Origin of the sequence: Mesorhizobium sp. M0698 (genome assembly GCF_040320455.1) — a bacterium.
Taxonomy (GTDB): Bacteria; Pseudomonadota; Alphaproteobacteria; order Rhizobiales; family Rhizobiaceae; genus Mesorhizobium.
On the sequence record NZ_JAMYPQ010000006.1, the window covers coordinates 19463 to 33041 of the forward strand.

Annotated in this window: 17 protein-coding genes; 1 reads left to right on the forward strand and 16 read right to left on the reverse strand. The window is 56.7% G+C overall.

All coding sequences use genetic code 11. The features are described 5' to 3' along the window. Positions 1–55: 55 nt before the first annotated feature. The 4 genes from NKI16_RS15025 to NKI16_RS15040 form a co-directional block, all read right to left on the reverse strand. Positions 56–229, reverse strand: a complete 174-nt coding sequence (locus NKI16_RS15025; RefSeq protein ID WP_352923151.1) for a hypothetical protein — start codon at positions 227–229, stop codon at positions 56–58. A 39-nt stretch (positions 230–268) separates the two neighbouring features. Then, on the reverse strand, positions 269–571 hold the full coding sequence (locus NKI16_RS15030; RefSeq protein WP_352923154.1) for a hypothetical protein: 303 nt from the start codon (positions 569–571) through the stop codon (positions 269–271). A 382-nt stretch (positions 572–953) separates the two neighbouring features. After that, positions 954–1439 carry a superinfection immunity protein gene (locus NKI16_RS15035; protein WP_352923157.1) on the reverse strand — a complete coding sequence of 162 codons (486 nt, stop codon included), beginning with the start codon at positions 1437–1439 and terminating at the stop codon, positions 954–956. Between the two features lie 26 nt (positions 1440–1465). Continuing rightward, the gene (locus NKI16_RS15040) at positions 1466–2101 is read right to left on the reverse strand and encodes a DUF4339 domain-containing protein (RefSeq protein ID WP_352923160.1); all 636 of its coding nucleotides are present in this window, start codon (positions 2099–2101) and stop codon (positions 1466–1468) included. Positions 2102–2182: 81 nt separating this feature from the next. On the opposite strand from NKI16_RS15040, the gene NKI16_RS15045 reads away from it, so the two are divergent. Next, positions 2183–2446, forward strand: coding sequence for a helix-turn-helix domain-containing protein (locus NKI16_RS15045; protein ID WP_352904732.1), 264 nt, complete (start codon positions 2183–2185; stop codon positions 2444–2446). Here the strand turns inward: NKI16_RS15045 and NKI16_RS15050 are convergent. The 12 genes from NKI16_RS15050 to NKI16_RS15105 form a co-directional block, all read right to left on the reverse strand. Next, positions 2379–2852 carry a hypothetical protein gene (locus NKI16_RS15050; protein WP_352923163.1) on the reverse strand — a complete coding sequence of 158 codons (474 nt, stop codon included), beginning with the start codon at positions 2850–2852 and terminating at the stop codon, positions 2379–2381. The genes NKI16_RS15045 and NKI16_RS15050 overlap by 68 nt on opposite strands. Beyond that, a complete protein-coding gene (locus NKI16_RS15055; RefSeq protein WP_352923166.1) occupies positions 2852–3232 on the reverse strand; it encodes a DUF3768 domain-containing protein in 381 nt (126 codons plus the stop codon). Before NKI16_RS15055 ends, NKI16_RS15050 begins: the two co-directional genes overlap by 1 nt. Positions 3233–3319: 87 nt before the next feature. Continuing rightward, on the reverse strand, positions 3320–3928 hold the full coding sequence (locus tag NKI16_RS15060) for a hypothetical protein (RefSeq protein WP_352923169.1): 609 nt from the start codon (positions 3926–3928) through the stop codon (positions 3320–3322). Between the two features lie 432 nt (positions 3929–4360). Continuing rightward, positions 4361–4954: a hypothetical protein gene (locus tag NKI16_RS15065; RefSeq protein ID WP_352923172.1), complete on the reverse strand. Its 594-nt coding sequence runs from the start codon at positions 4952–4954 to the stop codon at positions 4361–4363. Between the two features lie 235 nt (positions 4955–5189). After that, a complete protein-coding gene (locus NKI16_RS15070) occupies positions 5190–6068 on the reverse strand; it encodes a hypothetical protein (protein ID WP_352923175.1) in 879 nt (292 codons plus the stop codon). A gap of 177 nt (positions 6069–6245) precedes the next feature. Further along, positions 6246–7142: a hypothetical protein gene (locus NKI16_RS15075; protein ID WP_352923178.1), complete on the reverse strand. Its 897-nt coding sequence runs from the start codon at positions 7140–7142 to the stop codon at positions 6246–6248. A gap of 935 nt (positions 7143–8077) precedes the next feature. Next, positions 8078–8449, reverse strand: coding sequence for a DUF4087 domain-containing protein (locus NKI16_RS15080; RefSeq protein WP_352620861.1), 372 nt, complete (start codon positions 8447–8449; stop codon positions 8078–8080). Between the two features lie 86 nt (positions 8450–8535). Further along, positions 8536–9036, reverse strand: a complete 501-nt coding sequence (locus NKI16_RS15085; protein WP_352923181.1) for a hypothetical protein — start codon at positions 9034–9036, stop codon at positions 8536–8538. Positions 9037–9153: 117 nt separating this feature from the next. Continuing rightward, entirely contained in the window at positions 9154–9561 is a 408-nt protein-coding gene (locus tag NKI16_RS15090; protein WP_352570169.1) for a lysozyme inhibitor LprI family protein, read from the reverse strand. A gap of 105 nt (positions 9562–9666) precedes the next feature. Continuing rightward, positions 9667–11970, reverse strand: coding sequence for a lysozyme inhibitor LprI family protein (locus NKI16_RS15095; RefSeq protein ID WP_352785107.1), 2304 nt, complete (start codon positions 11968–11970; stop codon positions 9667–9669). Positions 11971–12009: 39 nt separating this feature from the next. Continuing rightward, a complete protein-coding gene (locus NKI16_RS15100) occupies positions 12010–13005 on the reverse strand; it encodes a PDZ domain-containing protein (RefSeq protein ID WP_156937405.1) in 996 nt (331 codons plus the stop codon). Positions 13006–13118: 113 nt separating this feature from the next. Then, a complete protein-coding gene (locus NKI16_RS15105) occupies positions 13119–13559 on the reverse strand; it encodes a hypothetical protein (RefSeq protein ID WP_031212356.1) in 441 nt (146 codons plus the stop codon). Positions 13560–13579: the final 20 nt, after the last annotated feature.

The window sequence follows — 13579 nt, forward strand, 5'->3', positions numbered from 1 at the left end:
AGCGTTCTTGTTATGATCTGCTAAAATATCTCCAAGCTGAATTCCGCCCATTCCCCTACGGCTGGCTGTATTTGTCTTTGATCCTGGCTAGCCTGTCAGCCTCTTTTCGGGCGTATTCACGCTCAAGTTCCTCTTTGCGCCGTTTTGCCGTTGATTGTTCAATGTGAAGCCAGAGAAGAAACCCGCCGAAGAGCACCGCCCCGATGATGGTTGACATCGAAATGAACACGTAAGTCTCCTAGGGCTGGGGTAGCGCCCCAGCATGGAATTAGGGGTATTTGCTTCCTGCAAGCTGTCTGGCACGGCCTTCGGCAGTTGCCGATTTGCGCGTGAGCGGGTTACACCTGATCACCGTTTGCCCGGTAGCATCAGAATACATCATGCAGGATTTATTTGGTGTGTCTGGGATACAGGCATTAATGTTGATTTTTATCCACTTGCCCCCTCCGCTGAACGCGGCATAGCTGGGGTAGTTCTTGCAAGTTCCCTTGCTCGAATAAGGAACATTCGCTTGGCTAGTGCATGCGGTTGCGCTAGCGGCAATGGCTACAACGATTGCTATGCGGATCATGTTTCCTCCAAACACCTCGCGGACAGGTAGCATCGCGAGACCTTTAGGGGAAATCGGGTTTGTCAAATATATAATCGCCCAAGATTCATTTTCCGGTTGCTACGCAGCCGATGGCGCTTATGACGAAGGTTCAAGGTACCCGCCATGACCGAGCCTTTTGCCGCTCGGGGCCAATGCCGACTTTCGTCGTCAGCGCGGCCGAAAGCTTGGTTTTGCCGGGCGCGCCGCGCTACCAAGTGGCTGGCGCGCGCTGGCGGCCCCTGTGCGGCCCGAAAAACAGCTATTTGAAGGCCGCGCCGGGGTAGCTTCGGCAGTTAAAACTGTTTTTAGGCCCGCCGGGCACGGCTCGCTTGTGGCAAACGCGGATTTCCGCCCACGAGCATCATGCACCGATGATCAAGTCTCGCATCCGCTGAAACTGCTCCTTTTCGATGACCCCGTCATCGAGCAACTTCTTCAGCCGCTCCAGTTTCTCAATAGGGTCATGGTGCGCCGGTGCGGGAGAGAAAGGTGGCGGCAACATCGATGGATTTTCCAGCCGCACCCGCTGAACGTCGTTGGCAAGAAGGTTCAATCCAGATTCGCCCCCATTAGTGCCATTTGGATCGTCGGCAATATGGACCGCTTTGAACGCCCAGATAAGGCAGCCCAGCCAGACGATACCCGTCCCTGCAAGTGCCGTGCACAGCACCAGGATCAACCATCGGTTTGGATGCCCGCGGAGAAACGCAATGATCGCTGGCAGTTCGTAGATTATCGCAACGAGAAGCAGAAAGATTCCCATTATCGCGTAGCCAGCAGTAGCATCGTCATTAGCTGCATAAGCAGAAGTCGACAGCAGAACGACCGGCGTCGCCAGAGCCCACATCCGCCACCCTCTGAGCAGCGTCGGTCTCATTGTGTTGACAACGCCCCTGCGCCCATCGCGTAAACGACGACGCTCACCAACCATATCCAAAGTGGCGTCAGCGGTGTCGCGGCGACATACCAACGGCGGAGGAAATAGCCGACGGGCATCAACAGCATGAAGGGCAAAAGCCATCGGTGTTGCGGGTTGCGTCCGGCAGCGTTGATTGTGCTGGCGTCTTTATAGGCGAGCACGAAACTGCCAATTCCGCACCACAGCGTGGCACCTCGGGCTTGGGAACTTCCCCCATAGGGATCAATTCCAACCGAGGCGAGGATAATATCCACCGCCAAGAAAATCAGTGGCGAGCATGCCAACCACATGGCCCATTTTTCGGTGAGGGTATTCGAACAGACAATGGCTGCCTGACCGCTTGCGACAGGCGGCGCTACCGCCGCGACAGGGTGTGGTTGTGAGTTTGCACCCTGCGGAAGGGGTGGTGGCGTAGTTGGGGCAGGCATCTGCAGCTGCGTCTCGAACGCGTGCTTCCAAGCTTGGCCGAAGCTCGCGGTCCATACTCGGGTGCTCGGATCAATTAGGCGATTCGCAAGCATCACGTTGAGGTCGACCTCGGCGACCGGCCCACGATGTGTCCCATCCTGCTCGTAATACCACTCTGCCATTGCTACCCGCCTCCCTCTCGTTTTCGATTTACATACTATAGTTGATAAACTCAACGCTCGAATTCCTAGATTGGTGGTCGCATGGAGATGCGAAAACTGGTCGGGGAGAACTTTGCGCGGTTACGTGCGGCCAGCGGCCTGACGCAGGAGCAGGTGGCCGAGCGGTCAAACCTCAGCCAGCAGTATTTGAGTGACCTCGAAAGGGGTAAGAGAAACCCGACGATTGAGACCTTGCAGGCCATCGCTCGTGCGCTCGGGGTCAGTCATCTCGATCTCGTCAAACCGACAGATCAAGAGATTCGACCGCCTGATGCTGTACCTCCCGGGTCATCGACAACAGGATAGCCGTCACCAGTTCGGACTCAGGATCATTGCCTTCAAAGATGCCAAGCAGGTAGGTTGCCTTGTCATGGCGCTCGGTATCGTTCGCGGCAGAATGGTGGCACAGCGCAAGTAGCAACTGCTCCTCAAGATCAGTCGCTGCATCCAGGCGGCTGAGTTCGTCGACGGTCGCCGGTCGACCAATAGCCACAGCGTCAGTTTCGCGAGAGATTTTGCGCAGGCCTGCGTAAGCGGCGCAGTGAGCGCAAATAGTTCTGATCAACTCAGGCGAAACATCATCGGAGCCAAGGTGAGCTACGTCGCCGTCTGGCCGGTCCGATGCATCAGTAACCGAAGGCATTCCAGGCGCAATCGCAAGGGCGGGCAAAGCGGCCAGCAGAGTCCGGCGGGAAAGGGCTCGCCCCAGCATCAGTATTCCTCGCCGAGCATGATGGTCAGAACGCGAGTGGTGACCGACGGGTCGGCTGGATCATCTGACCCAAAGGACATCGCCAGATCGTAGTAGTCGACTCTCCAAATCACGATGATACCTCCGACCTCCAGCACAGCGCAGTCGTGTTCGCCGTGCGGGTCGTTGTCGGCATCGAAAGCCTCGAAGGCAGCCACCGCCGCCAAGATCCCAGCAATGACGGTCGCGTTCATCGCGGCAATTCCGGCCGTCATCACGAAGCGCCCGCCATGACCTGTTCTGCGCAAACTGTCGTTCAGTTGCGCGATGCGCTGCTGGCGACTGCCAAGCGCACATTTATCAGCCAAGCTGCATTCCAAACCCATTTGCGAATCCTTCATCCAGGCCGCCACAGCGACCGTTTTCAAACGATGAATTTTGAGAGGGTGGGCGGCTGCCTGAGCTGCGCGCCCGAGGCCAAGCAGGCGTCAGTCGGTATGCTCGGGATGAAGCAGGGCAATGTGGATCAGCTTGCGGGTGAACACCGGCATGTCGAGCCAGTCACGCCAACGAAGGGTGTAGACGCCCTCAGGGCTGATCTTCACGACCTGCGCCTCGAACCAGCCTTGATAAGCACCTTCGGTGGCAAGGACCAAGCTGCCGATTTCTATCTTACTCCAGTCAGTCGGCCGCGATGGTTCGGGGCGCTTGGGACCGCTTTCGGGCGCGCCGGTGGCGTTGGCCTTCTTCGACTTGGCAGCAGGCGGCCGGTCGTCGGCGACGCGAACTGGGAATTTGTATCCGGCAGGAAGATGCGTCGCGATAGCCTCATAGAGATCGCGCTTTACAAACGGCACGAAGGCACGGCCACTTTCGAATACCTTTCCCCGCGGCAAACGCCCGGCCAGCTGCCTCAGATCGTCAGCATCGACTGGCAAGGCAGCCATGCCCATCATGCCAGCCGCCTTTTCGGCTAAGCCGGTATCATTGTCACCGAACCATGAGGCGTGGGCTTTGCCGCCGTCATCGAGGCCCAGAACGATGACGGCAGGCGAGGCGAATCCCGACGAGGCGGCAGAGGGTACTCCATTGGTCATTCAGGTCTCCATAAAGATAAAGGCCCCGAATTGGGGCCTCAGTGGCTGAATTTTCAGAAGTGGCGAAATAGCTCACTCACCCACCTTTTCGGTCGTTTCGACGGCGAAAACCGCTCATCTGAACAACCGCACTATATCGGGCGGCAGGCCTTTTGTCAAGAGATTTCTCTTTAAGATCAAAGAGTTACCTTTTTAGAGCACTTGGAAATCACACCGCAGCCCTCCATTGAGACCTGCTGGTTTGAAGGCTGACTGCGGGCTTTCGCGGGCGAATCTCGATGGTTTGCGCGCTGAATTCACCTCTCGACGGTTCTTGTCGGGAGGCTGCGGCCGCGCGGTGCTCACATGCGGGCCGCACCCCGTCAACGCATACTTTGGGGCTCCCAAATGGCCCTCACGCTATCAGCGATGATGGCAGCAGAGATACGCTTTTCAAATCGCGGCGGCAGCGGACAGGAGGGCCGCAGTGACGTCGCGCGCACCTTCCTCGGCCCAGACTCCATCATCTAAAATGAACCGCCAGCTGTTTGTGTGCTCAACCCGCTTTGAGCGACGCGCTACGACGGCATGAGGAATCACGATGGCCTTGGTGACCCGGTAGCTTTCGTTGAACAGCACGGCAGCCAAGAAGTCAAAGGTGTCCTCAGGCAGACGCCGGATTGCGCTAAGCTGGCGGGAGGCATTCCTGAGCGTCACCCGACGGCTCTTTATCTGGTATCGCAGGCCCGCGGCATCCGTTGCATCGTGACCGTTAGAGGAATTGTTTTCCAACGACCAACCAAACGCCGTTGCAAACAGAAGCTCAGCATAGTCACCAAGAGGCGCGTTGGCGGTGCGCACGATCTCCCGATCCCGCAGCTCGTCCATGATCTGGCTGTGAAGGATCAGCAGCTGTGTCACGCCTGCTGTTCGAATGATTTCCGGTCGGTCGGACACGGCTGCTTGCTCGATAATCTGAGGGACAGCCAAGCCGATTTCGTACTCTACCGCTGGAACCACCCGCCGCAACATATTGCCGATGATCATCCGTTGTTGGCCGGGGTTCAGATGCGAATATCGAGTTTGTTGGTCGATCCCATAACGCCCAGCCACCTCGTACAACCGAGCTAGATCAAGCTGACCGTCCGGCCCTCTAACAAGCGGGTCAAGCCAGAGGTTAAAGGGGCTTTGGGCTGTGTTCTTAAGCCAAGCGTCACGTTGCTCGGATGTAATTCGCATTAAGGCTTGCCCCCAAACAATGAACCTGCCTGCTATGGCACCTCTAATAGAGGCGTTCCATCCTACGCCGAAATCTCTCGTCGGCGCGCTTGATTCTCGCTCGTGTGAGAGCCAGTGCTTTCCTCCAAACGGCGGTACCTTCACCGGCAGAGAACATCAGCATAGGCAAACTCCGCTTTCCCATAACGGTCGCCATCTTGACGGCCTCGCCGGGTCGAAGACGTTCCTTTTTTTGGATCCACTCTCCTGTCGCGCCTACGGTGATTTCCCCGGTGTCGGGGTCAGATGTTTCCCCTTTTCTTGGATACACGCGATAGTTTTCGAGGGCTATCTTCAGCATATAAAAGATCCGCTTGGCGGCCGTATGGCCCGTCATACGACGAGCATGAGCGGGAGGTCGGCCCGGGATCAGTGGTTCGCATACCGCGTTAACTCTGTCGGCCAAAGTACCTATCCGGCGGTCTGAACATCCCCACACAATTGCATGGACGTGCCAAGAGACCATTGCGCTCCGGCGGCCGGGAACCGGGTTGTAATTGCTGTAGTAGGCAGCCTCGATCATCCCCACGTAGTTGAAGCCCCGTAGCTGATCCTTCGCCCAAGCCTTCAGCGTTTTCTGTTCAAACGTTGGCGCTATCGCGATGGGGACTGCGAACTGTTTCGGGGCCAGCGTGACGAAATAGAAGGCGTCGTCGGGGCGGCGTGAAACGACCTTGTCAAATTCGCGATCTGCGGCACTCGCCAACTGAATTCGGCTGCGGACATTTATGGCGAAAAGTGAGATGGCTTTCCGTCGTTCCATGCGTTGCAACATTTCGGCGTCAAGCGCTTTCCGCCCTCGCGCTGTCGTTGAAAAATCGCGAAGCATAGTTTCGAATTTTCGATGCACTTTTCGGAAAACTGCGAGGCTAAGTATCCTCATGACGCACGCTATCTTTCAGTTGGTTGTGGGGTTGTGGAGCAGGCGCGCGTTATGCCGAAGGTCGCTTTAAGCGACCCAGCTGAAACTAAATTGCGGTGTTGACGACGCGCGTAGTGCGCCGCCAACTCCTGTTCACATCGGTCTTGAAACACGCGCTCTTGAGCTGTGGCCCAATGCCTATCGTGGTTTCACCACCTTCCGGTGGTTGCCCATGCTCTCACTGCGTTTCGGTTTCGCCGCCGGTAATCTCGGTTGGGTACCGTCGTCGTTTGCAGGCTTGCTGCGGTTTGACAGCTTTTGCGGTGCAAACGGTGTGTTACAAGGGTTCGGGCGCATCCAAGCGATCAACTTCTTACTCGCTCGCCAACCAATCAGCTGAGCATCAACACGGTTACCAGTGACTTTCCGGACTTCCAGTTTCACGTTCATCTGAAATGGCGTGTCTCGATCCAAGAATTGATATGTGCGGTCCAAGGGGAGCCGAAATGTCACATAGGCCTGCTTATCGGATTTGGCGCTTCTCCTGACCTCGGCGTTCGCGCTTTTCAGGCTCTCAAATCCACCGCCTTCCCGAAGTTTCCTAGGTATGTCGGCGGGCGATACGCCCTCAGCGAAAAAAGATTTCAGCGCGCCATAAAGCCTGTCAACCCGCCTGTTCTTGGCCTTTTTTGCCTTGGGATTGTCTGCAAATCCAACGGCAAAACGTATGGCATAGCGAAGGGCATCCGATCTGTCAGAATCTTTTGGCCTGTTCCTAAAAGACCCCCAATCGGTGTGGTGGCAAAACGTCAGCCACTCATCCTTATCGGCTCTCAAAACCATTCCGACGGCGTAAGCCCGACTGACCTCCTGGTACAGAGTCTTGCGGTGTTCACTTGCCAGCGTGGAGAGACCTCTGCGCACTTCGGCCAGTACGTTCGCAGCGCCTTGCTTAATGACATCGGCGGGGTCAGGAATTTCCGGACGCTGATCGGTCATTGCTTGATTTGCTGCAACGGGCTTTCGATAGGTCCGGTCGGTTTTCCGACCAGTGCTGTAGCCGCTTTTTGTACGCCCAATGGGTTTCCTGGCCATCATATGCCTCCGCAGTCGCTGGTGCTCTTGCGAACACGCGCGTTTACGAAAGACTTGAGTTCGCTGAGACGGTACGAGACGGTTCCCACGCTTCGGCAGGGGTGGTCGCCCACGAACCGCTGCGTGGAGGACTGGCGGCGTTCCTCCCAAACCATAGATTTTTTTGGTGTGATCATTGTGTGCTCCTGGAAAGGAGCCGAACTGACAGCGGGGGTGGTTTTTCATACCGCCCGCCACAGTCCGACTCTTTATTGAGTGGACTTTCGTGGCGGAACGGCCGGTAGACCACCGGAGCTCACCTTCCGATGAGCGTTGATTCACCACTCGCCGGTCGCGCGATTAGTGGTGGACTCGCTGTTCCTGAGCGGTCCCGAAGGCCGCCGAACAAGCCAATGACACTGTGTCTATGACAAGGCGAGCCATGCGTGGCTCACAACAAACAATTGTTAATTGGGGAAGCGAATTGCAAGAGCCTGAGTTACGAAGTATGAAATTTTGTTTCTCGAGCTCGGCCTAGTGCCCGTCGTCAGACCCAATCTCCCATAATAGCCGGACCTCATATCGCAGCAGCGCTTACTGCTTTACCCGAAGACGTTCCGCGCCTCTGCCCTCAATCCGATCAGGCCGCCAACAGTCCGTAATGTTCCAAATTGTAACCGGATGCCAGCAACAACAAGGCGTGGCGACATCGCGCGTCTCGACTATGCCCCACGCTGGTGCTACACAGGCGGCGCAAAGTGGTTAGCCTTGTCGCTGATTTCGTTGTCTTTTTTAAGCGATCTGCCCATTCCTCTTCTGGGCACCAAATTCCCGTTTCGAACCGATTGATGCGGTTTCAGAGACCCAAGAAAAAGCCCGGTTTGCCGGGCTTTTTCTTGATCCAATGCTCTAGGCTGCCCTACCGTCAGCCATGGCATCCACAAGATATCTAACAATTATCCGTCCGGGTTAGGCAGCGATCTGTCATTGCGGCAGCGCAGCAGCGGAAGGACTTGGCCCGAGATCACTCTGGTGATCTTCTGTTGCTTGGCGTTGGTTACGACGTTCATGCACGCACATCCGTAGCCGTGACCCGAACCAGGTACATTGGTCTCGACGAATTGCCGCTCGTCAAAGGCCGGCACATTGTCGATGCCTTCGGGATCCGGGCGTCCCTGCATCTGGATCCACCAATCCCCGTCACTGTCGGTCAGGACGAGGTTGCCGGGTGTCGGGCTGGAGTACCAACCACAACGGCGCTCGGCATGGGCGGTCGCAGGCAAGGACATGATGACCAGGCCGAAACAGATAGCGAACAGCGGGCGCATGAGAATCTTTGCCTCCCTGAAGTAAGCAGGTCATGCCGCGAGTAATGTACGTTGGCGCCGGTGGCGAGGCGCATGATTTGTAAGTCTTATGGCTTCAACTTCGTGTCCACATGTTCTTCGATCAATCCGCAATGAAGCGTCACAGGCTTCCTTTGGACATCACTTAGTGAACCGTCGATGAAGTCGCAGCTGAGCAGATTGTCCGGACTGCTCTTGCGCGCCGACGCAATGTTGACGTTGACGTTGGCCGGCCCGGCAAGCCAGTCGAGACGCTTCGCGTCGACCTTTGCGCCGCTGACGTGGGCGTGGCCCGCTGTGCCCGCTATCTCGACCTCTTCGTCCTGCGGCGTGAGATCGATCTGGCCGACTTCGTTGGCATGCTTCTCGGCGCTCCGCTTCGGGTCACCGTAATAGGAGGCGAAGACAACGATCCTCTCTTTGTCAGCCGCGAGCTTGGCGGCTGCTTTCTTGGAAAGCGTGACGTTAACGTCGAAGCTCATGTCAGTCTGGGCTGTTGCCGGCACGGCACATGCCAACAGTACAGATGCCGCAATTGTCATTGCGAGCGACGATCCATAGCGTTTCACAATCCACCTCCCTCAAGTCCCTCACGCAATGATGATGCCCCTCGCATCCTTTCATGTCTGGCGGCGACGTCACGCTCGCCGCCGGCTTCATCGTGATCCGATCAGCTGTGGCATGTGTCAGTTCGCGGCCGGAACAGGGCAGCTCATGTCACCTTCCTGGCATTTCAGATAGCCTTCGAAACCTTTGACACGGGATTGTGTCAGGCCGTCCTTGCACTGCGCGATGAGCATTGGCATCATGCTTCCTCCGGCCGCGCCTGCGGTCTGGAAACTGCACTCCGCGTCGCGAAACTTGCCCCAATCCCGCTGTGCCTGAACAAGAAGCTTCTTGGTATCCGCATCGTCCTTCAGGCGGGCTTCGATCTGCTTGTAAAGCTCATTGAGCTTCTTGTCGGATTTCTGGAACTCGGCACCGAAGCACTGGTTCATGGTGGCCTGATCCTTGGCCTCGGCGCACTTGTCCTTGGCAAGGGCGAATGTCGGCGCAGCCAGAACCGCGGCAGCAGTCAGTATCGCTATTTTCATCGATTTCCCTTTCCGGTTGCAGTCAAGCTCTTAAGTTGCTCAGCCCCGCCCTATGTTCTCTTCAGCTATCCGTCATTGCCACGGTCGGCCGTGCCCATGGCCTGATTATCTGGTTTTCATTGGATCAGCTTTGCCACCTTCGGCGACCGTGACGCTGCCGACCTTTCCTGAGCCGGTCAGTCTGCCGCCCTCCTTGACCGTGACTTTGCCGGAGACCTCCCCGTCAACGACAAGCAGTCCCGAGACGGAAACGTCACCAGTCAACAATCCGGTCACGCGCAACTCCGCCCCAGACGCCACTTCGGTTATGCCCGAATATTTGTTCTTTCCGCTCAGGGTCAGCTTGCCGCCGGCGACCACGAGGCCGCCGCTGTCGCCGGCGTCATCATAGTTCGCGATGGTTCCATCAAATTGCCCGTCGGCTTCTGTCAGGATCAGTCTGCCCGCACCCAGATAGACCTCGCCTTTACCGCTAAGGTTGCGAATGGCCGTATCGTTCAGGGAGTGCGCCACCCCCCAGGGCTTCAGATAGTTTCCTTTCTGATCGATGTTGAGCACACCGTCGACCATGACGCGCGAGGAATGCTCGATGTTGCCCGGCCCGGCCAGAGTAAGATACCCATCGGCCGCGATATGGGTTGTGCCGGTGTAGGTATTGGCCCCGGTCATGCGCACGTCCGCGTCCTTCTCGATCGTGAAGTCGCCGGCGCCGGAGATTATTCCGGCCAGTCCGAGCCAGCCTTTGCTTCCACCATCGCTGGTCGCGCGATTCAGCTGCACTTGATCCTCGGCAGCCGCGTCTGTCGTAAAGTTAGCAGCGCTGACAAAATAGGGTGAATATGCGGTCGTCTTGTTCTCCAGATCATACATTACGGAATTTGACTGGAAGAAGGGTAGCCCGACAACAACTCCATTGCCCCCCTCCTCATCGCTTTGTCGATCCATAACGACATCGCTGTATTCCTTGTTGTTGAAACTATCTTCAAATCCCAAAATCCTAAAATCGACTACCGTATAATCATATTCATCAAGCTTAAATCCTTTCGAGCGAAGCTTATTAAAAAAGCCTTCTGTGGTGATACCGAGAAAGGTCGACGATCCAGTATCCAATAAAACAGGTCCACTGAAATCAACCGATTGCTTCTTTCCCTTATGATCAAAAGAAATTGTATAATGGTAAGACCCTTCGTAGTGATTGGATGCGTTCGCGCCTGATCGCGGGAATCGTCTCTGGCGGAATTCATAATCCAGTTCGCCCCAGGGCATCAGGGCCGTAAACTGGGATCTCAGACTGGGGGACAAATTCAGCGTCAGGCAGGGAGCGCAGCCCGGTGTCGTCTTCTTTCCAAGATTTGCATTGGCCGAGACCACATAGCCGCTTTGTGTCTGACTGGCGGGAGCGGCGGCCTCGTCCCCCTCATCGAGAAAATCGCCGGCTCCAAAGACACCGTAAAACGTCGTCGAACCACCGGGTTCGCCATTCTGCATGCTCTTGCGCGCATTAAGATCCGCATAGACCGGCGTATCGCCGCGGTGGCCAACGGGCTTTTGCGTCAATTTCATATCCTTGAGATAGCCGAAACCCTTGGTGAAGACGTAATCCACCACCCGACCGGCGCCATAGCCACCGTCGAAGGTTACGACAGGCTGCGAGGGATCATCCGGATCGTAATAGGACAGGCTGTCGAACCGGACCTGCTGTACCCAATCTCCATAGGTGCCGTCTCCATAGGCGTACATTTCGGGCTTGCTGCCGTGCACCGGCTCTACGCCAGGGACACTCGAATCGATCTCGGCGTTGAATTCATCCGACCCGGTGTCGAATTCGAACAGACGAGGCTTGGCACCATTGATGCCCAGCGCAATCCCGAGATTGTGATAAACGACGTCAGCGCTTCCGTGGCCCCTAACATGTTGCAACGGAATAGGTATCGGGTCGGCAGCCTGGGCAAGGCCGGTCTGGCCGTTCTCATCGGCCACGGCAGGTACCGCATGTGATGTGTTCGCTGCCGGAACGGGGCAGCTCGCATCGCCTTCCCTGCATTTCAGGTAACCCTCGAAATCTTTGACACGGGATTGCGTCAGGCTGTCCATGCACTCCGCGATGAGCGTTGGAATTACGCTTTCTCCGGCCGCTCCTGCGGTCTGGAAACTGCACTCCGCGTCGCGAAATTTGATCCAATCCCGCTGTGCTTGAACGAGAAGCGTCCTGGTATCCGCATCGTCGTTCAGGCGAGTTTCGATCTGCCTGTAAAGCTCGTTGAGCTTCTTGTCGGATTTCTTGGACGCGGCATCGGCGCACTCGTTCGGGCCGGCCTGATCCTTGGCGGCGTCGTAGCACTTGTCCTGGGCAAATACGAAAGCCGGCATGCCCAGAACCATGGCAGCGCTTAGTATCACGGTTTTCATCGATTGCCCTCTGTCCAGAACTGCCGGCACGGTCGGCCGCTAGTTGGCATCGTCATCGTCCGATCCGTCAGCGTCGTTACTGTCATCCGACGCATCGTCATTACTGTCGGTGCTGTTTTCGTCTTCACCATCTGCCGACGGGTCGTCATCGTCATTCTGATCGCTGGAATCGTCCTGATCGTCGGAATCATTGTTGTCAGTGCTGTCATCCGACGCATCGTCATCCGTGCTATCGTCGTCGGTGTCGGTGCTGTTCTTGTCATCATCACCGTCCGTTGAGTTTTCATCGTCGTTCTGATCGCTCGAATCGTCCTGATCGGAACTGTTGTCGTCGGTACTGTCGGCCGGGCTATTGTCGTCAGTATCGGTGCTGGTATCGTCGTCGTCAGCATCGGGAGAAGACACATTTGCGTCCGGATTGGCGTCGCCAGGCTGCGAGTCGTCCTCGCGATAGCTCGTATCATTGAGGCCCGTCTCCATCTCGTCGTCATACTCATCGACGATCTGCGTCCACTCCTCTCGATTGTCGACGCTCGTCCATTGCGAAATATTGTCGACCGAGATGTTGGTGTTGAAGTTGTTGACGGTGATGTTGGTGTTGACCTCGACGACATCTGCGACTTCTGTCCCGCGGTTCACGCCAAACAGGAAACTGGTGGCACTCACGGCAAGGGCGGCCCAAACGAGTCTGTCGACATCAACCGGCGTCGAAATCGGTTGATGCCGCACTGTGGCAAGCACGTCACCCGGTCGGATACCTTGCCGCGCGGCAATGCCATGGGGTGCAACAGCCAGGACATACACCCCGCGAAGTTTTGGCGGGATCTGGTAGCGGTGCCGAGAGGCGTGATTGATCGGTATCAGAACCGCATCAAGAGCCCGGGAGACGTAGGGTTTCGGCAGATCATACTTGCTGGCATGCGCAATATTGATCGTTTGCGGGACGGTTACGCTTACGACGGCCGTCATTTTCACTGACGTTGCCAATGCACGGGCGAACTGCACGATCAGTCTGGATTTTCGAAGACTTTGCATTTTGCACATCCTGCAGCTGATGATTGGAGTCGATCTCAGAGCCCCGGCGCCCCGGAGCGCTCACCAATCATTCTCCCCCTGCACCAACGGTCAGCGGCAATTTCCAGCGATCATCACCGTCGTTCCGTAACTTCCTCGGCAAAACACTTTGCCAGGTCTTGCGGCGCTCCGAGCTTCTTCGCCCAGGATACCAGTTCAGGTTTTTCCGACGGCTCGGCATAGCCGCCCCACACGTCGCGAAACTGCTTCTTTCCGTCGACTGTCTGGAAGAACATCACGCCGTCGTCGCTCACCGGCGTGGAGACGTAGGCGGCGCTCCAGCTGCCGCTCTCCATGATCGAGAAGAACTTTGCCTGAGCGGGCTTGAACTTATTGGTCATCGCCGAGACGACGAGAGGGGCATATTCCTGCTTGCGCGCCTTCGTCACTTCGACCTTTATACCGTCACAGGCGTTATTCGCAGCGAAAGCGGACGTCAGCGCCATTCCCAACCCCGCAAGGCCGACCATGACGATTTTGACACGTCGACGGATGAGACCGTTCAATTCAGACATGAGTGGCTATCCTCTTCGTT